The sequence below is a fragment of the Pontibacter sp. GD13 genome (assembly GCF_058216355.1).
This window is the reverse complement of sequence record NZ_JBYZMQ010000002.1, coordinates 352,627-375,370: the sequence shown is the minus strand read 5'-3', so window position 1 is coordinate 375,370 and position 22,744 is coordinate 352,627. Positions and strand designations below refer to the sequence as shown.

At 47.2% G+C, this 22,744-nt stretch carries 13 protein-coding genes; 1 reads left to right on the top strand and 12 read right to left on the bottom strand.

From position 1 onward, the window contains the following. Nucleotides 1-43 precede the first annotated feature (43 nt). Entirely contained in the window at nucleotides 44-2,314 is a 2,271-nt protein-coding gene (locus AC4BAN_RS05250; RefSeq protein WP_490563326.1) for a TonB-dependent receptor, read from the top strand. A gap of 131 nt (nucleotides 2,315-2,445) precedes the next feature. Here the strand turns inward: AC4BAN_RS05250 and AC4BAN_RS05245 are convergent, their stop codons facing one another. The 12 genes from AC4BAN_RS05245 to AC4BAN_RS05190 all read right to left on the bottom strand — a co-directional run bounded on the left by AC4BAN_RS05245 (nucleotide 2,446) and on the right by AC4BAN_RS05190 (nucleotide 22,661). Continuing rightward, nucleotides 2,446-2,865 (bottom strand): hypothetical protein, encoded by a 420-nt coding sequence (locus tag AC4BAN_RS05245; RefSeq protein WP_490563325.1) that lies wholly within the window; start codon nucleotides 2,863-2,865, stop codon nucleotides 2,446-2,448. A 75-nt stretch (nucleotides 2,866-2,940) separates the two neighbouring features. Beyond that, nucleotides 2,941-3,729: an alpha/beta fold hydrolase gene (locus AC4BAN_RS05240; RefSeq protein ID WP_490563324.1), complete on the bottom strand. Its 789-nt coding sequence runs from the start codon at nucleotides 3,727-3,729 to the stop codon at nucleotides 2,941-2,943. A gap of 232 nt (nucleotides 3,730-3,961) precedes the next feature. Continuing rightward, complete coding sequence (locus AC4BAN_RS05235; protein ID WP_490563323.1) at nucleotides 3,962-6,667, bottom strand: alpha-L-rhamnosidase-related protein; 2,706 nt, start codon at nucleotides 6,665-6,667, stop codon at nucleotides 3,962-3,964. 95 nt (nucleotides 6,668-6,762) lie between these two features. Next, nucleotides 6,763-7,941 carry an aldose epimerase family protein gene (locus AC4BAN_RS05230; RefSeq protein WP_490563322.1) on the bottom strand — a complete coding sequence of 393 codons (1,179 nt, stop codon included), beginning with the start codon at nucleotides 7,939-7,941 and terminating at the stop codon, nucleotides 6,763-6,765. 88 nt (nucleotides 7,942-8,029) lie between these two features. Further along, nucleotides 8,030-9,622 carry an alpha-amylase family glycosyl hydrolase gene (locus AC4BAN_RS05225; RefSeq protein ID WP_490563321.1) on the bottom strand — a complete coding sequence of 531 codons (1,593 nt, stop codon included), beginning with the start codon at nucleotides 9,620-9,622 and terminating at the stop codon, nucleotides 8,030-8,032. 170 nt (nucleotides 9,623-9,792) lie between these two features. Then, nucleotides 9,793-12,264, bottom strand: coding sequence for a glycoside hydrolase family 31 protein (locus tag AC4BAN_RS05220; protein ID WP_490563320.1), 2,472 nt, complete (start codon nucleotides 12,262-12,264; stop codon nucleotides 9,793-9,795). A 113-nt stretch (nucleotides 12,265-12,377) separates the two neighbouring features. Then, entirely contained in the window at nucleotides 12,378-13,421 is a 1,044-nt protein-coding gene (locus AC4BAN_RS05215) for a SusE domain-containing protein (RefSeq protein WP_490563319.1), read from the bottom strand. Between the two features lie 75 nt (nucleotides 13,422-13,496). Next, entirely contained in the window at nucleotides 13,497-15,092 is a 1,596-nt protein-coding gene (locus tag AC4BAN_RS05210) for a RagB/SusD family nutrient uptake outer membrane protein (RefSeq protein ID WP_490563318.1), read from the bottom strand. A 19-nt stretch (nucleotides 15,093-15,111) separates the two neighbouring features. Then, a complete protein-coding gene (locus tag AC4BAN_RS05205; protein WP_490563317.1) occupies nucleotides 15,112-18,147 on the bottom strand; it encodes a SusC/RagA family TonB-linked outer membrane protein in 3,036 nt (1,011 codons plus the stop codon). Nucleotides 18,148-18,725: 578 nt separating this feature from the next. Next, a complete protein-coding gene (locus tag AC4BAN_RS05200) occupies nucleotides 18,726-20,303 on the bottom strand; it encodes a sodium/sugar symporter (protein WP_490563316.1) in 1,578 nt (525 codons plus the stop codon). Between the two features lie 114 nt (nucleotides 20,304-20,417). Beyond that, entirely contained in the window at nucleotides 20,418-21,443 is a 1,026-nt protein-coding gene (locus tag AC4BAN_RS05195) for a UDP-glucose--hexose-1-phosphate uridylyltransferase (protein WP_490563315.1), read from the bottom strand. A 69-nt stretch (nucleotides 21,444-21,512) separates the two neighbouring features. Further along, nucleotides 21,513-22,661: a galactokinase gene (locus tag AC4BAN_RS05190; RefSeq protein ID WP_490563314.1), complete on the bottom strand. Its 1,149-nt coding sequence runs from the start codon at nucleotides 22,659-22,661 to the stop codon at nucleotides 21,513-21,515. Between the last annotated feature and the right edge of the window lie 83 nt (nucleotides 22,662-22,744).

Sequence of the window (22,744 nt, the reverse complement as noted above, 5' to 3'; positions counted from 1 at the left end):
CAGGCATAACAGGTGAATCTTGGCCACTTAACTTCTCAACTATGTGAAAAATTTACTGTTAGTATGCGTCATCATGTGTGTTTTTACCAGCCTGTGCTTTGGCCATAACGGATCCATAAAAGGCAAAGTCTACTCAAAAGACAGAAACACACCGTTGCAGGGAGCCACCGTAGCGGTAGCTAACACCGACAAAGGGGCCACCACCGATGCCTTTGGCAACTACAGTCTTACCGGCTTGCCCTTCGGCAAACAAACCCTCTATATTTCTTACCTGGGCTACCGCACACTTACCCAAACCGTGGATATTAAGGAGGGGGAAACCCTGCAGCTAAACGTGTTGCTTGAGCCTGGTTTGGTAGACCTGTCGGAGGTAACCGTTAACTCGCAGAAGCAGGAAGCCCTGGGTACGATCAGTGCCCTAGACGTAAACCTGCGGCCGGTGCAGAGCTCTCAGGAGGTGCTGCGGGTTATTCCAGGGCTGTTTATCGGGCAGCATGCCGGTGGCGGCAAGGCAGAGCAGATCTTCCTGCGCGGCTTCGACATCGACCACGGCACCGACATTCGGCTTACCGTGGATGGCATGCCCGTTAACATGGTGTCGCATGCGCATGGGCAAGGCTACTCCGACCTGCACTTTATCATTCCGGAAACTATTGAAGGCGTGGAATATGGCAAAGGTCCGTACCAGGCTGACCAGGGCAACTTCGCCACCGCCGGATATGCCAGCTTTAGCACGCGCCGTTCCATTAGCAACAGTAGTTTAAAACTGGAGGGCGGCCTGTACGACACCTACCGCGCTGTGGGAATGTTTGATTTACTGGGAGAAGCGGCACGCCAGAAACAGCAGCATGCCTATGTGGCCACAGAGTATATGTATACCAACGGGTATTTTAACTCGCCGCAGAACTTTAACCGGCTTAATCTTTTCGGACGCTACCAGGGAATGGTTGGCCAGGATAAAATTCTTTCGCTATCGCTCTCCACGTTCCGTAGCAAGTGGGATGCCTCGGGCCAGGTACCACTGCGAGCTGTTGAAAGCGGGCTTATTGATCGGTTTGGTTCTATAGACGATACAGAGGGAGGGGCCACCTCCCGTCAAAACGCAAACCTTACGCTCACCAGCATCCTACCTAACGGAGCCACCCTAGACAACCAGATCTACCTCGTGAACTACGACTTCGAGCTATATTCCAACTTCACTTTTTTTCTGAACGACCCTATTAACGGAGATCAGATCAGGCAGCGTGAATCGCGAAACATCTACGGGTACAGCAGCACCTACACCCAGGAAGGCAACTTATTTAACAAGCGTATCACAAGTGAGGCAGGAGTAGAAATGCGCTACGACGTGGTGCGGGGTGCGGAGCTATCGCGCACCAAAGGCAGAAGCATTACCTTGTCTGAAGCTAAAAAAGGAGACATAGAAGAACTGAACCTGGCTGCTTACCTAAGCGAGACACTGGAGCTCAATCCGAAGCTTCGTCTGAATGCAGCCCTTCGCATGGACCAGTTTATGTTCGATTACCAAAGTCAACTAAACATAGACTCCACCTATAGCCGGCAAGTGAACACCGAGTATAAGGTAAGCCCAAAGGTTAACCTCTTTTACAACCACTCCCCTGCCTTACAGTTTTACGCCAGCGCAGGCACGGGCTTTCACTCCAACGATACCCGCGTATCGGTGCAGGCAGGTGCCCTGCAAGTGCTGCCCACGGCTTACGGTGCCGACCTGGGAGTCAACTACAAGCCAATCCCTTCACTTATCCTGCATGCCGCCATCTGGCGCCTTGACCTGGACCAGGAACTGGTTTACGTGGGGGATGAAGGCATTGTGGAACCGTCTGGCAAAACGCGCCGCTATGGCTTCGACTTGTCGGGCCGGTACCAGTTGGCCAAATACCTTTTTGCCGACGCCGACGCGAACTTTACCAAACCACGTGCAAAAGAGGAGTCGGAGGGAAACAACTACATTCCGCTTGCCCCACTTGTTACGGGCTCTGGTGGACTAACCCTGCGCCCCGAGAATGGATTGTTTGGCAGCTTCAGGGTGCGCTACCTGCAAAGCAGACCCGCCAACGAAGACTACAGCCTGACTGCCCGGGGGTATACCCTGCTGGATGCCGTGGTGGGTTATACTTTTAAGCGCATAGAGCTAAAGCTTTCAGCGGAGAATCTGCTGAACACCAAGTGGGAAGAGGCGCAGTTTGATACCGAGTCGCGCTTGCGCGGAGAGGCAGAACCTGTTTCGGAAATCCATTTCACCCCCGGAAGGCCCTTTTTTGTAAAGGCTGGAATCGTTTTTAATTTTAAGTAACACCCCTTTAAAACAAAGCATCACCTGGTGAAATTTATATGCAAGTTTTACAGGTGATGTTCTCTAAATTTTTTAATTACAACTGCTTTCGAATACGACAAGAATTTTAAAGTTTAAGCTACCCGAGTTGCCTAAAGCTTATCCTTCAGCCAATCTGCAGCTGCTGCTTCATCTGGATGATCAGATACTTCGAAATGCTTCTCCAACATAGTAAGAAGAGTAAAAAATGAACGTTGGCCGTAGATACCCGGCGACAAGACATGTGCATAATATTTTAGGCCCAGCATTTTAGCCTGTGGCGCCCATTTATTAGCCAACCAGTTTACGGCCGTGTCCCAGGGGCCAATCAGTTCACGGTTATTATTTAGAATTCCATTTGCAGGATGCTCACGCAACATAGACAAAATATAGTTCCCGCCCATAACGGCAGTCTCCAAAGACTGGATCCCAATCCAATTGATATAAATATAGTTATCATCAGCCTGGGAGCTTACTTCAAAGAAAACGTCTCCGTTTGCCTTATAAAGCCTCTTTTGTGTAATTAACTGCACTTACTATTTATACTTTACATTATAACAATATCTACCTGATTATCTACAACCAGCTAAATTAGCGCACTCTAATAATTATAAAAATTCTTTTATCGCAGCCACTGTTTCAGCTGGAGCACTTAGGTTAGGACAATGGCCTGTTGCCTCCAAAATGACAAACTTATTATGAGGTATTTGCTGATGAAGATATTCACCCACTGGAAGAGGCGCAATCACATCGTCAGAACACTGTAGAATCAAGGTTTCTGTTTGAAGCTCTTTAACGTCATTACGATTATCAGCAAGGAAGGTCAGGTGAGCGAATTTCTTAGCAATAGTTTCGTTGCTGCTGCAAAAGCTACCGGCCAGTTCTTCACTCAAAGCCGGCCTTTCGGGGTTACCCATAATAACAGGAGCCATGTTACTAGACCATCCTAAGTAATCGCTGTCCAGTACCTCAAGCATATCATTAATAGCATCCTCTGTAAAACCACCTTTGTAATCGCCTTCGTCTATGTATTTAGGAGATGGAGATACCAACACCAGTTTAGCAAAGCGATCCGGATCTTGTAACGCAGCAAGTACGCCTATCATGGCACTAACTGAATGACCCACAAAAACAACATCCTGTAGATCCAACTCCTCACATATCTCTAACACATCGGTAGCATAAACATTTAGCGATGAGTAACGCTCCTCAGAATATTCGCTTACATCAGAAGAGCCAAAACCGATATGGTCAAAAAGAACAATTTTATATGCTTCTTCAAAAGCTGGCGTAATGTATCGCCACATATTTTGATCACAACCATAGCCATGGGCAAAAAGTAAAGGTTTATTTCCTTTACCTTTCACAGTTACATTATTACGTTGTGTCGCTTTCATACAAGTATTATATTGGATACGCGATTTAGTTAACTAAATGTTATTAGTTGATAAAGTACGGCAATAGCTCAGGAAAAGTCAAACCAAACCAAATTTTTGTGCTTCATGCACAATATACGAGGGCATCAGCTAGTTTACGCGATTGCCTGTCAAAAAGCTTTAGCGAACAAAATGATTTAACTGAGAATACAAAAGATTTTCGCTTACTAAGTGAAAGCAAGAAATTATCGATTTACCTGATTTTAACAAGCCGCATATAGTCCAGCATCGCCTGGTTTATCTCGCCGTGCATGTTTTGGTTGTTCGGCTCAAATGTAAGCGAGAACGTGTGCTTACCTTCTTGCAGGGGTATTTCCAACGCATTGGTAAAGCCCCAATTACTCCACTCGTCCACGCCGCGCTGTGGCAATACGATGGAACCCACAAACTCCCCTCCTTTTTTAAGGGTGCGGATGGCAGCTTTGTTCTCTGTGTTGATCGGGCCATTTCCGTTGGCATAGCGGAAGTCGATGGCGTATACTCCATCCTGTGGTACAACAATTTCCATACTTATAGTTCTGTTCTTTTGCTTACTCAGCTCCACAAACCCTGCTCCTGAAAAATCCCGGTACGGCAGGCTGGCTTTTGGAGCCACCTTCTCCAGCTCGTACACCAGTATATACTTTTCAGGCACCACAACAACAGGCTCGCTGGCAAACGACGGAACCCCATTCTGATCCATTGCCATCACCATGTATGCGTTGTAGCCATTGGCGTTAACAGGCATGCTCGTACTTTCTGTTTGCTGCAGCTCCTTGCCATTTAACCATACTTTGTAAGCCGTGGCGCCCGCTACGGCTGGCCAGGTAAGTTTACCTTGGCTATAACTTACCTTGGGTGTTTCCGGCGAGGTATAATCGGCAGTATGGTTCACCTCTCCTGCTGCCCTGTTATCGGCCAGGGTAATTTTAATGGTGTGGCTGCCGGCCAGGTTACCGGGAATTTCGGGTTTCTCCATCGGCATGCCATCCATGGTAATTGACTTTATCTCGTTACCAAACCCGCTCATGTCCATGTTCAGAATCGCATTTCTATACCTGAAGTTAGAAAGCCTGCGGTTGCCTTTAAAAGCCTCGGGCACAAAAGGCTGCAGCACCAGTTTATCCGCTTCAAAGTTCATTCCGAAAAACACTTTGTATACCATGCTTAAACTCCCCGACAAGCTCCATAGCATATTGCTTGAGTTGATCTGCGTGCCGGCATAATCGCCTGTGCTGGCCACAAAATTTTCCTTGTTGGTGAGGAACAAAGCTGCAGGACGGTAAATGGCGCTGATGCTTTCGGTGAGGGCTTGCCCGTTACCTGCCTTGGCAGCGGCCAAACTCCAGTACGACTGCACAAAAGGCCAGATGCCGTTGTTATGATAAGGCGGAATGCCAGGTATCTGCGGGTAAATACTTGGTATGCCGAAATCCGTAACAGGTGTGCTGGCCACGATGGTTTTACTTCGCGCTCCATCCGCTATGCCAAAGATCACTGACAAAGCCTCTCCCAACGCCTCCGCTCTTGGGGACAGAATTTTATAGTTTCGGCCATACCGGTATTGTCCGTAGTAGCCTTTATCCTGCTGCCACAGGAGTTGGTTCATGGCCTCTTTAATACTTTCTGCTTTCTTCCTGAACATGGCCGCCGAGCTTCTATCGTTTAACAGGTCGGCCATTTGCGCAGCAGCAAGGTTGGCCTGGTAGTGCACCGCGTTCGTGCCCAGGTTCTCCGATTCGTAAATATCGGCAGGCTGCATCCAGCGCGGGTAGGTTTGCTCGCGCCAGTCCAGGAACGACGATTCGCCCTGAACCAGGTTTGTTTCCGAATTGTAAGCGTTCTTATAATCTGCCTCCAGCGAGTTTTTGATGATCTGGTACGTATCCTGCAACCACTTTTTATCCCCTGTTGCTTTGTACACTTCCCAGGCAGCAACAGCCCACACCATACGGTCAGTAGAAACCGGATAGGCCCCTCCTGTGCCGGTGTCCTGTATAATATGGCCGTTTTTCACTTTGCGCATCAGGCTATACTTCGACACCTGCGGCTGCAACTGCGCCATCGAAAGGATGATGCTGTAACTGATGTCGCGCGTCCAGACACCGGCCCATTCCTTGCCTGTTCGAAAGGTGCTGTCCGGCTCCACGGCATTCACCATCTCCTCCAGCGCCAGGTTGTAAAGTGCGTCGCCGAGCGGGTAATCAGAAGTATACTGCGGAAAAGCTGACACATCTTTTGTCAGTTGCCAGCTTGTTGCTGTAGCCTTGGCATCCTCCGGCGCATTCATTTTCAGGGTTATCTCATAAATCCCATCTCCATCCGGATCCTGTAGTTTAGCTGATTCGTTACGGCCCAGGTTATCAAAATCCCAGTTAAGTGGCGCAGCGTTGCCGGCAATGTAAACTCCTCTGAAATCTTCTTTATAGATCTTCTCCCCTGTATTGGAAGTATAGAAACCCTGTTTTTTAAACGCCCCCAACACCGGGCGCATGTCCAGGCGCACGGTCATGTTAGTGTTTGGTGATAGGTATGTACCGTTGGGTACCTCCGTTAGGTCCACGTACTGCTCCCCAAAAGTAATTACGGGTGTTGTGCAGGAGCCATCGGTAGCCAAACAATTGAAGTGATGGTCGGTGCCCGGTTTCATCTCATTGTCGCGGCCGTTTATAGCAAATTTGAATGTTATACCTGGGCTTACGAATTCATTAGCCGGACTCTTGTAGTTGGAGGTAAGCTGCGTGGGAGAAAGCGCATGTGCCACATACGCACCTTGCACCACGCTGTCGGGGTAAATAGCAAAGGCATCAGACTGATAAATTGCGGAGGCCGAAGTATTATCTGAGGGTTTCTGCGTTTGGCAGGCGCCTAGCAAAAGCAGCGAGAGCAGGATGTTTGGTTTAAGCAGGATTCGTTTCATCTACGAAGTGTTTTGTTAAAGCGAAACACCCTGTACATAGGCTGCGGCTTGTAGTACAGGGTGTATTATATGAATCAATTTTTTTACCCTCCTTTTTACTCTTTCACCCCAAACTTATAAACCGTGGTCTCCTTATACTTCTCTCCTGGCTTTAAGATTGTGCTGGGAAAGCTTGGTTGGTTCGGAGAATCAGGATAGTGTTGCGCTTCCAGGCAAAGCCCTGCATACCTGGTATAAACTGTATTATTTTTGCCCGTCAAGCTGCCATCCAGGTGGTATGCTGTGTAAAATTGTATGCCGGGCTGTGTGGTGAACACTTCCAAAGTACGTCCTGTAGTCGGGTCATACACAGATGCCGCTTTGGCAAGGCCACTTCTCCCGTCATTGATCACGTAGTTCAGGTCGTAGCCGTAGCCTTGCAGGTTGTTAATGCGGGTGCCAACTGTTTGTGGCGTCGTGAAGTCATAAGGCGTTCCTTTTACGGATTTCAACTCCCCAGTCGGGATCAGTGTCTCGTCAGTAGCTGTAAACTTGTCCGCATTGATCATCACAACATCATTCAGAATATCTTTGTCCTGACCCGCACTTAGGTTAAAGTAACTGTGGTTGGTTAGGTTGACTGGCGTAACCTTATCTGTGGTAGCCTCATAGTCTATTTTAAGACCATTGTCATCAGTTAACGTGTAGGTCACAACTGCTTTCAAATTGCCAGGATAACCTTCTTCCATATCCTTGCTGAGGTAAGTAAGCTGAATAGCGTTCTGCTTTGGTAATTCCTCTGCCTGCCACACAACTCTATCAAAACCTGTTATACCGCCGTGCAGGTGATTGGGTGCATTGTTAATTGCCAAAGTGTACTCCTGGCCATCAACACTAAATTTTCCTTTGGAAATGCGGTTGGCATATCGGCCCACGATTCCTCCAAAATGTGGATCATTGGGTATGTAGCCATCCACTTTATCGAAGCCAAGCGTAATATCACCCATTTTACCATTCTTGTCAGGGGTAACGATGGAGGTAACTATTGCACCATAGTTGGTGATCTTTACCTCTACCCCGTTTTTATTGGTTAAAGTATATAGACTTACTTCTTCCCCGTCTGGAGCTTTGCCAAAAGGCTCTTTTTTGATCTTCATTTCAGCTTGTTCAGGTGTAACAGTGGTGGTCTGCTCAGCGGAATTTTCCTGGTTGGTACAGCCTGTCAGGCCAACAGTACCCAGGCATCCAATAAGTGCCAGCAGCAGGGTTCTGTTTGTGATGTTGTGTTTTCTCATAAATTCTATTTTATCTCATGTTTTATAGCATGTGTATCCGGAACAGCAACAGGTATAGATCCTGGCCAGATTCCAGCGACAACATACTTTATTTTTTCAGGATAAGCGTGCTGTAGGCCGGCAATGTTACTTTTTCCTTTGTAAGTTCGGCACCATTTGTCTGAAATACCACACCCTTATAACCTTCTAAATTACGCGGCACTATTACACTTACCGGCATGCCGGAAACGTTATGAAGCACGAAGAGTGACTCTCCATCCTTTGAACGCACAAATGCACTAACAGCTTTGTTGGCAGCATTAACAGGCTCCAGATCTCCGTAGGTAAGGGCTTTGCTGTGATTTCTTAAATTGATTAGTGTTTTGTAATGGTTTAAAAGGGAATTTTTGTTCTCCTCCTGAACAGCTACTGGAGCAACAGTTTGCTCCGTACTATACTCTGGTTTCACCCAGGTAGTGCGGCAATCATCTTTACTTTTCACATCCCAGATAAACGGTTCTCTAATAAGTTCATCCGGTTTCTTACCCTGCATGCCAATCTCCTCGCCATAATAAATATAGGGCGAACCTGGTAGTGTAAGTAACAGCGCAGCAGCCATTTTCGCTTTGTTCATGTCTCCGTTCACTTCGCTCATGATCCTGTTCTGATCATGATTGCTGAGGATGGTCGCATCTACAAAGTCAGGATTAACATCGGAATAAAAATCAATGATCTTGTCATGCTTTATAGCCAGTGAGTCGCCCTCCCCTTCTTTTAAAGCTTTCAAAATTGCCCAGCTCATTTCAAAGTTAAACAACGCAGGCAGGCCTTTGGTATAAGGTGCGACTGTTTTTGCATCAGCCCATACTTCACCAACCAGGTACACATCTGGCTTTACCTTTTGCATTTCACTTCTAAATTCTTCCCAGAACTTATGATTATCTTCCTGCCTGTCATCAGTAAATATGTGGCGGGCTGCATCTAACCTAAATCCATCTACCCCAACTTCCTCTAACCAAAACTTGCCAATATTAACTGCTTCCTGGCGCATCTTCGGGTTATCGTAATTCAGGTCAGGCATGCCTCCCCAGAAGTAACCATAGTATTTATAATCGCTGCCTTCCACAGAGTGCCAATGCTTGGTATTATGCGAGTCATCTCCCGTAAATTTACCTTCGCCTTTTGTTATTGGATCGTCTTTGTGTGCCCAAACATAGTAATCCCGGTAAGGGCTGTTCGGGTTTTTCGCAGCATCCTTGAACCAGGGATGATCCACGCCGGAGTGGTTCAGCACCAGGTCTATCACCACATGGATACCACGTTCATGCGCCTCTTTCACAAACTCCTTAAAATCTTCCATGGTCCCGTAATCCGGGTGCACGCCATAATAGTCCGTCACATCATACTTGTGGTACGAGGGCGAAGGGCTCATCGGCATTAGCCAGACGGCTTCAACGCCCAGCTCATTCAGGTAATCCAGTTTGGAGGTCATCCCTTTGATGTCTCCAATGCCGTTGTTATCAGAATCACAAAAAGACTGCACAAATATTTCATAAGACACCCCTCTTGGCCACTCGCTTACCTTGGCTTCTTGTAAGGCCTGGGTTCCGGAGTCGTTCTGAATTTTAGCGGGGGAAGTACAGGCCGCCGTCATTAGTAAGGCAGACCAGACCAGCAGGTGCGGAAGTTTCAGCTTTTTCATATGTTTAGGATAATGGAGTTCGTTTTGGTATTCTGTATGCTTGTACTTGTGCTACATTTCAATTTACTGCTGCATGCGCTTAGAATAAAAGGATTTATACGCTATCGAATGAACTGTCAAGTATAAAAAAAGCACCCATAAGATCTGGTTCTATGGATGCTTTTCTTTATTTAATAGCTAATGGTAAACCTGTCCTTATCATTTTTCACCACTATGCTGTGCACTTCATAGCCTTCTTTGGGATTGGCTGAACCCTGTGGATCGAAACGTGAAATCGGATCCAGGAATGAAGCGAAATCTTTGGTCAGGTTCTGGCTCTTGTTATTCACTTTAACTTTAGTTGTACCTTCAAAGCCGTGCAGCATCACCTTAATGTTTTTGAAGTTAGAGTTATAATTACCCTCTACTTTATCAAAGGTGATGGTCTTTTTACGCGGATCATAGCTGATGCTACGTTTGAAGAACTCGCCTTTCTTGTAATCATAAGACTTCCCGTCATCTTCATAATAAACAAAGGCATTATTTACATCGCCTTTGTACACATGCACTGTCAGGGTATCGGTAGGCTTTTCAGTCGTGTTCTGGATAAGCGACTGCATCGGGATAATGCTGCTTTCCTTCACATAGATCGGGAGCTTGTTATACTGTATCCCGATCATCTCTTCCTGGTTGCCCTGCTTTACCTCACCGGTATATAAGTTATACCATTTACCTGCCGGAAAGTATACTTTTCCATAGTTCTTCCCGCTCTCAAAAGGCATGATCAGGAAAGCCTTGCCAAACTGATACTGTGTGTCAAACTCTCCATTGTATACTTTCGGGTCGTGGGTATAATCTATAGCAAGTGAGCGCATGAGCGGCTGACCGGTTTGCGACGCCTCATAAAAATTGGAGTAAATGTAAGGGAGCAGTTTGTAGCGCAGGCTGATGAAATTACGGGCAATCTCGGTTACCTCCTCGCCATAAGCCCAGGGCTCCGACGACTTGGAGTTAACGCCGGTGTGGTTACGGAAGTAGGGTGTGAAGGCACCTAACTGAATCCAGCGGGCATACAGTCCGATGGAAGGATTGCCGGTGAAACCACCGATATCCATGCCCGTGAACGCCACACCGCTTACGCCCATGCTATTCAATAAGCGGATCCCCAGCAGCATGTGGCTATCCTCGGAGCGGTTGTCACCGGTCCAGATGGCCGTGTAACGCTGCGAGCCAGAGTAGCCGGCGCGCGAAAGTAGGAAAGGGCGCTGGTTAGGCAAATGCTCGCGTGAACCCTCATAGCTGGCGCGGGCCATCTCCAGGCCATATACGTTGCGCCCCTGCTTGTGCGTGGTCAAATGTCCGTCGTACTGAAAAAGCACATTGTTTGGCATCTTCTGTCCCCAGGTGGCTATCTCGTTCATGTCGTTCCAGAAACCATCCACGCCTGTTTCGGCAAAGAACTTAAGCTCTTTTTTCCACCACACTCTACCGGCTTCGCTGGTAAAATCAGGAAAATGCGTCCAGCCTGGCCAAACCTGACCGGTATAATATTCCCCATCCGGGTATTTCAGGAAAATATCGTCTTTTTTACCTCTTTCATAAGCAGCATATCCTGGCTCTACTTTAATGCCCGGGTCCACGATTACAGTGGTCTTAAAGCCCATATCCTCCAGCTTCTTGTTCATCTGCATCGGGTTAGGGAAGCGGGTTTTATCCCAGGTAAACAGCTTGTAGGCATCCATGTAGTGAATGTCCAGCGTGATGCCATCGGCGGGGATCTTCTTCTCCCGTAGTGTCTGGGCGATACGATATACTTCCGTTTCAGGATAGTATGAATAGCGGTTCTGCTGGTAGCCAAGGCTCCACAGCGGCGGCAAGTCCATGCGGCCTGTAATATCGGTGTAAGAGGTGATAATATCTGCCAGCCTGGTATGGTAGATAAAGTAATAGTTCATCTCACCGCCCTGTGCTCCAAACGAGGAAAAGCGGTTGTTGCTGGCCCCAAAGTTAAAATCGCTCTGGTAGGTGTTATCGAAGAAGATACCGTAGTTCAGACCGCTGTGTATCCCCACATAAAAAGGTATGGTGGTGTACAAAGGGTCCTGGCCGGTGCTGTAGCCGTAGGCATCGGTATTCCAGTTGGTATAGCCGTTTCCTTTCCTGTCAAGGCCGCCGGTTTTCTCGCCCAGCCCGATAAAGCGCTCACCCTCCTGCATGTGCTTGTAAGTGGTTACCTCCTCGCCTATCCAGGATGTCGTTAAGCCCTCTTCATCCTTGTTGATTACTTTGCCGGCCTTGGTCAGGAAGGCAACCGCAAACGGATTCTTGCTGATGCGGGTAACAAGTGAATCAGTCGTAATTACAACTTCATTGCTATTTTGCGTGATATTCGCTTTGGTTTGCTTTGGTTTTCCCACCACCGCATAAGAGAAATCATCTCCCAGTTTTTTCTTATCCATGCGCACACGCACCACCGAAGGGCTGTAAACGCTAACTTCTATAAAGGCATTTTGGTCGGTAATGAGGTCTACTTTCTGGCCGCTGATGTTTACCGTGGTCACTTTCCCAACGCTTTTTATAGGATTGTTCTGCTGCGCCGAAGCAGGAAGGTTAAAAACTGTTACTAAAAGCAACGCACCTAAGTATCTGTAATGAAGCTTCATTTTATCAGGTTATTGTTTGAATCAATTGATCTGGATGCTTAAATATACAGCAAACCCGGCAATGTTGCTTTGCCGGGTTTGCTGTATATTTGTTGATTGACAAAATCTTAGACTTATTTCTTCTTTAAAGTATAAGTATAGTTACCCGGTATGCCAAGGTTTAAAATGACTTCATAAGTGCCGCCTTCTTCAATAAGTATATCGTCGCCGCCATACTCCAGACTGCCATTGGCACCGGTATCTCCCAGGTTAATATCCCAGGCATCATTCGCTCTGAACTTGATCTTTTTACCGGCTGCCAGATTTAAAGTTGCTTTCCAAACCATATTCTGTGCATCGTAGGTAAGGTCCTGATCAGAGTCCCAGCCTCCTGCAGTAGCGTCTCCAATTACACCCCAGGTTGTTTTGATAGCCTCCCACTTCATGTCATTGGTATTTGCTTTTAACAAATAGTACCCCGCTCCCATCACCTCCAGGTCCGAGGCTTTAGCAGCAAGGGTTCCCTTGTTGCCGCTGCTTGTACCACCAAAATCATTGTCCCAATTTGGAGCAGGCGTAAACTTGAACTTGTTAGAAGCATCCGGGAAGTTTACATACCCTTCATAAACACCATTATCATTTACCGATGATACCTTTGGAGCTGATGCAGGGTTCCAGCCCTGGTGGCTGCCAGGCACCCACAAAGAAGGATACTCAATGATGTCAAGATAAGGCGTAACGCTAACAGACACCACATTTGAATAGACAGGAGCAACAGAAGGTGCAATTTCAGCCATCACTCTGAACGCAACATCGGCTTTATTATTAGGGTTTAATCCCATCTGAACAGCCAAGGCGTTCAATTCAGCTACTGTGAATGTTTTATTCAAAGAAGGGCCAAGTTTAACACTTTTAGCTTCGCTGAAGTTACCTCCTTTTTGAACAGCCTGGAGGGTATAGTTAACTGCCGCAGCATATCCAAAATCAGAAGCTGACCATTGAAACTTAACAGCTTCACCAGCTGCATTATCCTTGGAAAGAACAACGTCAGTTGTGGACATAGAAAGAGCTGGGCTCGTACCCTCCGATACGAACACCATGTCTTCGTCTTTCTCACAGCTCACAAGCGCAAGCGAGACCAAGATGAATAGAAAGGATTTATTTAGCCAGTTTTTCATAAAAAACAATTTTTTGAGTTTAAAAAGGGGGCACTTCCTGATTGGTATTGTTACCAGAAAGTGCCCTGAAAGGTCTTAATATCCTGGGTTCTGCTTCAGGTTAGGGTTAGCAGTCAGGTCTGTTGACGGTATCGGGAACAGGGTACGGAAAGGCTCAACAGCCTTGCCTTCCTTCACGCCGCCTTTCCATGGCCAGATATAATTATCGGTGGTAAACCGGTTGAAGCGAATTAAGTCGGTTCTGCGGTGGGCTTCCCAGTACAGTTCCCTGGCGCGCTCTGCAAGTATAAAGTCCAGGTTTAGCTGACTTTGGGTGATAGTGCCGCTTGCCGGAGTTAAGAAAGCCCTGTTGCGAACATTATTCACATACTGCAAAGCAGAGGCCATATCGCCTCCAGAACCTCCACGAAGCACGGCTTCTGCATACATCAGGTAAACGTCCGCCAAACGAAACATCGGAAAGTCCGTATCCGGGTGGTTGCCTGAGGGATCAGAGCCTACCTGACCAGTAGAGGTAACATTCTTCCATTTAGCAATGGCGTAGCCATCGGTAAAGGTAAACAGGTCATTTATTTCAAGATCCTGTCCGGCTGTATAGAAGTTTGCCCGATCATCGGTATTGCCGCTGATATCGCTGAACTTATTAACGAAGGCTTTAGTGGTACGAAGACCTCCCCAACCGCCGTTGATACCAAAGTTGGAAGGATTCATGCTACCACCAACCGGTGCATGCACCAGGTAGGTCATACCTCCCCAGGTGGTGGTTCTCAAGCCATCAAACCTAATCGCAAATATTATTTCGTTAGACTTGTCGTTATCTGCCAGGAACAGGTTGTCGTAGTCCGGTGTAAGTGAATAGCCCGCGTCAATCACCTTTTTTGCATAGGTGATAGCCTCTGTATACTTTGGTTGGCCCGTGTACACATTTGCATTCAGATACAATTTGGCTAGCAGTGTCCAGGCAGCGGCTTTATCGGCACGGCCAAACTCATTCTGACGGGCAGCCACTAAATCTCCCTCAATGGCCCTGAGCTCAGATTCAACATAAGTATACAGGTCGGTGCGCTTGGTCTGCTCCGGCAGGAAGAAGCCTACTTTATCGTTCTCGGTCACAAAAGGAACATTACCATACAGGTCCAGGGCATGCCAATAGCTTAATGCACGCAGGAAACGCGCTTCAGCCCGAAACTTCTTGGCTTCCTCTAAATTAGCACCGGTAATTCCACGCGCACTTAGTTTCTCGTCCGTAGTTTCGCGGATGAACTCGTTGGTAAGCGATACCTGGTAGAAGATACGATCGTAAAGCGCACGCAGGAACTCGTTCGAAGAATTCCAGTCCATGTCGTGCAGATCACGCAGGTTACCGTCGTTCCAGCCTATTACGGCCTCGTCGGTGGTAAGCTCCTGTGCCTGCCAGTACTGACGCAGATAGTTAGAGAAACCCTCATCAATACCGCCGATATCCGGACGGCCTGCAGGGCCCTGCTGACCCGTTACCGCATAGCCAGCGTAAAGCTTCGCCAGAATAGGCTTATAGTTTGCAAAATCCTGGTAAACCTTAGCCGAAACCACATCATACTTCGGTGTGATGTCCAGGCTCTGATCACAGGCAGCCACCGTAACGGTCAGTACTCCGGCCAGCGCTATATTTCTTATGAATCTAGTGTTCATGAGCTACAAAAATTAAATATTATAAGTTAACGTTAAAGCCAAGCGTGTAAATTCTTGGACGAGGGTATAAGGAATAATCAATACCAGAAGAATGCTCCGGGTCGATGCCGTTGTAGTTGGTAATGGTAAACACATTCTGCACGTTGGCCGTGGCTCTAAGCCCAACCTTGTCGTTCATAATTCTACCGAAGTTGTAACCAAGTGTAATGTTATCCATACGGAAGAAAGAAGCGTTCTCGATGTAGTAATCCGACCAGTACTGGTACTTGTCAAAATCAGTCTCCAGCACATTGCTGGACACATTGTTCAGATACCCGGAGAAGGAGTAAGATTGTCTGGCACCCAGGTTAGAGTACACGTTGTTGTATACGTAGTTGTTAAAGTTAGCACGGGCGACCATGTTCAGATCCCAGTTACCATAAGTAAGCTGCGTGTTAAAACCCATGTTAAAGGTAGGGGCGGGCTTTTTGTACAGGTACTTATCATCGGTTGTGATCACACCATCACCGTTCAGGTCGGCATAAAGGCCTTCTATCGGCTTGCCATCAGCCCCGTACACCTGCTTGTATACAAAGAACGTGTAAGGTGCGTAACCAACCTTGAATTTCTGGATATTATTACCAACGCCTCCCGAGAAGCCTCCTACATCATAGCCCTCAAAATCAGTATTGTTCACCTTGCTCAAGGCGGTTATTTCCTGATCGATCCAGGTGCCATTCAAACCGATGTTCCAGTACAACTTGTCATTGCTGATGGCCACCACGTTTAAGGCCGCTTCCAGACCTTTTGTTTCCAGGCTTCCCACGTTTGTAAAGAGGCGGTTGGTCAGGTTAGAGCCGGCAGGAACTGTAATTACTGCTAACAGGTCTTCAGAATCTTTAAAGAAATAATCCAAGCTACCCGTAATTCTGTTGTTTACAAAACCAAAATCTAAACCTGCATTATAAGTGGTTGTTTCCTCCCATTTAATGCCCGAGTCGTACCCTTCTGCTCGGAAAGTTGGGATAAACTGATTACCAAACTGGTATTGTGCTGTGTTATCTGCACGTGAGTAACGGGCCAGGTAAGGGAAATAATTATCACCAATATTCTGCTGACCTGTAATACCATAACCTAGTCTTAGTTTCAGGTCGGTTAAAAAGCTCACCTCTTTCAGGAAGCTTTCTTCACTGATTCTCCAGGCAAAAGCAAGTGCCGGGAAAGTTCCCCACTTATTCTCTTCAGCCCATCTGGAAGAACCGTCATAACGAACTGTTCCGGTTAAGATGTAGCGATCCATGAAGGTATAGTTCAGCCTTCCGAAGTAAGACTTTAACCTAAGCTCATTATAAGAAGGTATAAAATCGGGAAGAGTTCCGATGGGGTTCCCTTCACTGTCTTGAAAAGCAAAATCAGGCGCCTCGTCAATAAACTGCTGATAAGAATAACCAACCGTGGCATCCACTCGATTTTTAGCACCTAAATCCTGCTGATAATTCAGGTAGAAATCCAACAGGTTGTTTTCTTTATTCTGCGCATAGCGCGTTACTGTCTCTACTCCAAAGGTGTTAGGGGCAAAATCAGCACTGGTAACTATCTTGCCTTCACTATCCGATCGGTCTGTCGCTACGTTTAAATTAGCGCGCAAAGCGGGCAGAAAAGGCATTTTATAATCTAACTGTGCGTTGGCGATGTAACGGTTAGCTTCACCTTTGTTATCTATCTGGTTAAGCAAGCTAAGGGGGTTAGCAGGAGCAACGGTATTGAAAACGCCGTTGTTTTCCCACTGGAAGTAGCCGCCGTATTTGTCAGTACCGGTATACACCTGCTGCGTAGGGTCAAAAATGATAGCGGCTCCAATGGCACCTTCGTTCGCAAAAACACTGTTGGTTTTAGCCCCCTTAAAATTGACATTCACTGTAAGGTTGTCGTTCAGGAAGGTAGGGCTTAAACTAACACCTAAGGAAGTTCTTTCAAAGTTTGAGGTCTTGAGCACCCCATCCTGGTTCAGGTAACCCAAAGACACCCGGTAAGGCAGAAACTTATATGCCCCGCTAAAGCTAATGTTATTGTCTGTGGTATACGCATTCTTGTATATCAGGTCCTGCCAGTCAGTGCTCTGATCCCCTAAAAGTGCCTGCTGCGTAGGAGTTCCTTTTTCAGTAACCAAGGTCCTGAACTCATCACCAGACAGCACATCAATTTTGTTCGGAAGCGTTGAAATAGAATGTTGCGTTGAGAAATTAACTCCGAATTTTTGTCCCGCTTTGCCTTTTTTGGTGGTGATGATGATCACACCATTCGACGCGCGAGAACCATAGATAGCCGTAGCCGAAGCATCCTTTAAAATACTGAAAGTAGCTATATCGTCCGGATTAATAAAGCTAAGCGGATTTGCCATGCCGGACACACCTGTGTTGGCCACCGGAACACCATCGATTACGATCAGCGGATCGTTGCTGGCGTTTAGCGATGCGCCTCCCCTGATTCGGATTGTGCTACCGGAACCTGGCGCGCCACCGTTGGAAGTAATCTGCACCCCCGGCACTTTGCCCTGTATAAGCTGCTCAGGCGTAGTAACCTGCCCTTTCACGAAATCATCTGAAGAAACAGTAGCAACAGATCCTGTCACGTCACTCTTTTTCTGCGTACCGTAACCTACCACTACAACTTCCTGCAAGGCTTTTGCATCGGGTTGCAGGCTGATGGTGAAACTGGTTTTGTTTCCGATTGGTACCTCCTGTGTTGTATAGCCTATGAATGAAAACACAAGCGAGCCGGACGCCTGTGGCACCGCCAGCGAAAAGTTACCATTCACATCGGTAGAGGCGCCAATAGTCGTTCCTTTTAAAACAACTGTTACTCCAGGCAGGCCCTCACCATTTTCGTTAACAACCTTACCTGTCAGGGTAGTGGCTTGTAAACGAGCGTCTGTCAGGTAGCTTAGCGCAGAGTTGGATTTCCCCGCAGTAAAACCACCGTCCCCATTAAAGGCTTGCACGTTACCCGGTATATACAGGCAGCACAAGGCCATGGTTAAGCCGAAGCTAATCCGTTTAGTAGACTTTTTTTGCATATTTATGTGTATGAGTAATGATGAAATACATGTAGTAGGTAAAGATACTCGTTCTCCCGTAAAGTACGCCTGTCAGGCCCGTATGACCCGGCAGTTTCTAAGCATGTTAATTTTATATAGATAATTATTGTACTTAGTTTGTTTACAGAGCTTGCGAATCAGCGTAACAGGTACTCCTGATTCTATATCTTTCGCATGTCACCAATTTGATGCTTCCACGGCTTTGCCTGGTACAATACATAACGCCACCTTTAGCATCAGCTTCATGTAACGCCTTGTTCAGTACTTAAACATTACTTGTTGAGCCTGAGGCCACACCACTGATTTGGACGCAACACAAGACACTAACTTTTAAGAAACAGCTTTTCTAATTGACTAACCAACTGTGCACGAAGAAGGTTTCTATTATACGTAAATAAATCTGAAACAGGCATCTACGATAACTTCAAATTTATCCTTTCATAGTTTTGTTTCTATCTTCAAACATCATTAAAGCTACTTAATTTTCCTGCAATCCACTTTATTAATTTGAGAAACAAAAAGTAGCTTGATGTCAGGTAAGTTTCAACAAATGTCGCTTACCAGAAAACAATGTATATAGCCGCTGTTACCAGCACTATAAACATGGCGGCCACATTAAATATGGCATCCGTTTTAAACAGTTGCCTTTCAATGCGAACATAATTCTCCGGAACAGTGCCTTTTCGCTTGTTCTCATACAAGGAATAGGAAATGATCAAAGTCGAAAGCAGCAGAAACACCACCCCCATCTGATCCAGGAAGGGCATGGATGGGAAGGTCAGGTCAATGGCGATACTGAACGGCACAGAAGCCAGTGCTGTTGCCAGGGCCGCATTGGAGGTTGTCTTTTTCCAGAACAAGCCAAAAACAAACAACACCATGATGCCCGGGCTTACGTAGCCTGTATACTTTTGAATAAACTGGAAGATCTGCTCTTCGCCGCCCAACAGCGGTTCGGCCACCATAATGGCAATAAGGATGGACACTAAACTCACCAGTCGGCCTACAGTAACCAGCTTTTTCTCACTGGCATCTTTGTTAAGGTGCGCCTTGTAAATATCGATGGTAAAGATGGTAGCCGTAGAGTTCATCATAGAACTTAAAGAGGACAAGGCAGCGGCGATAAGTGCAGCAAAGGCAAGTCCCTTGAGCCCGGTCGGCACAATGTTGTTCAACAACCAGGGATACGCCTCATCGTAACGGCTGATGTCGGCGTTAAGCGCAAACGCGGCGATACCAGGCAACACAACCACCAACGGAATCAACAGTTTTAAGAAAGCCGCAAACGACAAACCCCACTGCACTTCCTTCACGCTTTTGGCAGCCAGCGCGCGTTGTATAATGTACTGGTTAAAGCCCCAGTAGCTTATGTTGGCAATCCACATACCGCCAAAAAGCACGGTCATGCCAGGCAGATCTTTGTAAAAAGGGTTAGACTCCTCCAGGATCATATCGAACTTCTGAGGCACGGTTTCTAACAGCTGCGAGAAACCGGCCAGGGCACCCTGCCCGCCACTTACCTGGTCCAGGGCCAGAAAAGTGGTAACAAGCCCACCCAGCACCAGAAACACCACCTGCACCACGTCCGTCCAGGCAACTGCCTTCAGTCCGCCGTAGATCGAGTAGGCAACCGCCACGGCTGCTAAGCCAACGATGGCCTGGAAAGTAGTCACACCCATTACCACACTCAAAGCAAGGGCTGATAAGTACAGTACTGTGGTTAGGTTCACAAAAATATAGAGCATGATCCAGAACACGGCCAAACTGGTTCTGATCCGATCATCATAACGCAGTTTCAGGAATTGCGGCATCGTAAAAATTCCCTCCTTAATATAAATAGGCAGGAAATACTTAGCCACCAGCAACAAGGTAATGGCAGCCATAAACTCGTAACTGGCTATACCGAGCCCAATCGCATAACCAGAGCCTGACATGCCGATAAATTGCTCCGCTGAAATGTTCGATGCAATCAGGGAGGCTCCAATCGCCCACCAGGGCAAAGCTTTACTGGCCAAAAAGTAATCAGTAGAGTTCTTGATGTGACCTTTCTTTTCACGCGATACAAGAATACCGATCACAATAATTAAGATACAATACCCAACAAAGATGATTAAATCCAGTGCGGAGAGGTTCATAGGAGACTTGTTATAATTTGGACAACTGAAATAACACAGACAATAAACATAAATATTCTTGAATATAAATATTTTGAAACGTCTTTTATTTTGAAAAGTAAATGAACTCTTATTTTACATCAGTGCTTTGAGTCGTTCTGCGCTGGTTTCAGGTGTAATGTCGCGTTGCGGACTACCCAGCATTTCGTACCCAACCATAAATTTTTTAATGGTGGCAGAACGAAGCAGGGGCGGGAAGAAATGCATGTGAAAATGCCACCCCGGATATGCCTGTCCGTCGGTTGGCTGCTGGTGAATGCCGGAGGAGTAAGGGAATGAGGTATTGAAAACTTTGTCGTACCCACTTGTGACTTTTTTAATGGCCTCTGCAAAGTCATCTTTCTCGCTTACGGTCATCTGGCCGATGTGCTGAAAATGACGCTTGCTGATCAGGATGGTTTCGAAGGGCCATACGGCCCAAAAAGGCACGATAACGGCGAAAGAAGTATTCTGGTAGACCACCCGTGCCTCCTCCTCCATCTCCACTGCCAGGTAATCCGAAAGCAGGCTGCGATTGTGTTGGTTAAAATATGCGGTTTGTTGGGCCGTCTCTTTTGCGGGCTCATTCGGTATGGAATTTTGCGCCCAGATCTGCCCGTGTGGGTGCGGGTTACTGCAGCCCATCACGGCCCCTTTGTTTTCAAAGATCTGCACGTGATGGATGAAGTCCAGTTTACCCAACTCCTCGTATTCCACTTGCCACAGGTCCACCACCTTACGGATATCCGCCACGGCCATATCTGCCAAAGTCAGGTCGTGGCGCGGCGAGAAGCAAATAACCCTGCTTATGCCCCGCTCACTCTCCGCGCGCAGTAAATTGTTTTTTTCGTAATGGCCGGCAGGAGTGTCCGGCTTCAAAGAACCAAAATCATTCTCAAAAACGAAGGTTGATTCATAAGCTGGATTCTGCGCCCCGTTTGCCCGCACATTGCCCGGGCACAGGTAGCAGGCAGGATCGTACTCCGGCCTGTTGTCTGCAGGGGCTTCTTCTTCCTGCCCCTGCCACGGCCGCCTGGCCCGGTGGGGCGATACCAGCACCCATTCCCCTGATAAAGGATTATAACGCCGGTGCGGATGTTCTGCTAACTTAAATGTTTCCATAAATCATTTGCTTCCGGCGCTACCGATAAATCAGCGTTGCCATACTTCACCATGTTATTTTACTTCCCTTCAGCTCACCAGGCTGCTGCCGTCCACTATTTCTGTTACATAAGTTTTTAATGGGATCTTAAATTCCTGCTCATAGGCAGTGCTTAAGCTGGCTATGAACTGATCAAGGGCAGACACCAATACAATATTTATGGTGCAACCGCCAAATCCACCGCCCATCATGCGGGCTCCGAGTACCGCGTCCTGTTGCTTAGCCTGTGCTACCAGAAAGTCCAGCTCAGGGCAGCTTACCTCATAATCAAACTGCAAACCGGCATGCGAGGCATACATTTTTTCACCAAACAGGCGCAAGTCGTTTTGCTGCAGGGCCTGGCAGGCCTCCGCTACCCTGTTATTTTCCTGCACCACATAGGCGCAGCGCCTGTAAACTACAGCATCAAATGCCTCCTGGTGTTTCTCCAGCATAGCCATCGTGACATCGCGCAGGCTGGTAATGCCAGGGTAGTACGCCTGCAGCAACGCCACACCCGACTCGCACTCCTGGCGCCGGGTATTGTATGCTGATGAGGCCAGGGAATGTTTTACCTGCGTATCGCAAAGCACAATGCGGTATTGGCTCATGTCAAAGGGATAGTAGGCATATTCAAGCGAGCGGCAGTCCAGCTTCACAACGTGATTTTTTTTGCCAAACAGGCTGGCAAACTGATCCATGATTCCGCACCTGACGCCGGCAAATTCATGTTCTGCCTTTTGCGCCATTTTAGCGAGCGAAAAGCGGTCCAGGCCAAATCCGAAAATGTCGTTCAGGGCAAAGGCCAGTCCGCACTCCACAGCTGCCGATGACGATAAGCCTGCCCCTATCGGAATGTTGCCCCCAAACACTAGATCAAACCCCTGCAGAGGATAGTTCGCTTGTTGGAATTGCGCCACTACACCTAAAAGATAATTTGCCCAGTTGGAATTTGTCGGCTCAATACTTTCCAGCGCAAAAACCTCCAGCTCCTGCATATCCAGGGAATATAGCCGGATGTGCCCGGTACCATTTGCATTTATGGCAAAAAAGATCTCCTTGTCTATGGCTGCGGGCAACACAAAGCCATCGTTGTAATCGGTGTGCTCGCCTATCAGGTTTACCCTGCCCGGTGATCTGTACAGGGAAGGTGCCTGACCGAAAAGTTCCGTAAATTTAGCTATGATGATTTCTTGCATAAGCCACTCAAATCTTATTTGTCCAGGTAATGGACCGGAACGTGATAAATTTAAAAATATCTAGCTTAAATATATAGTGGAGC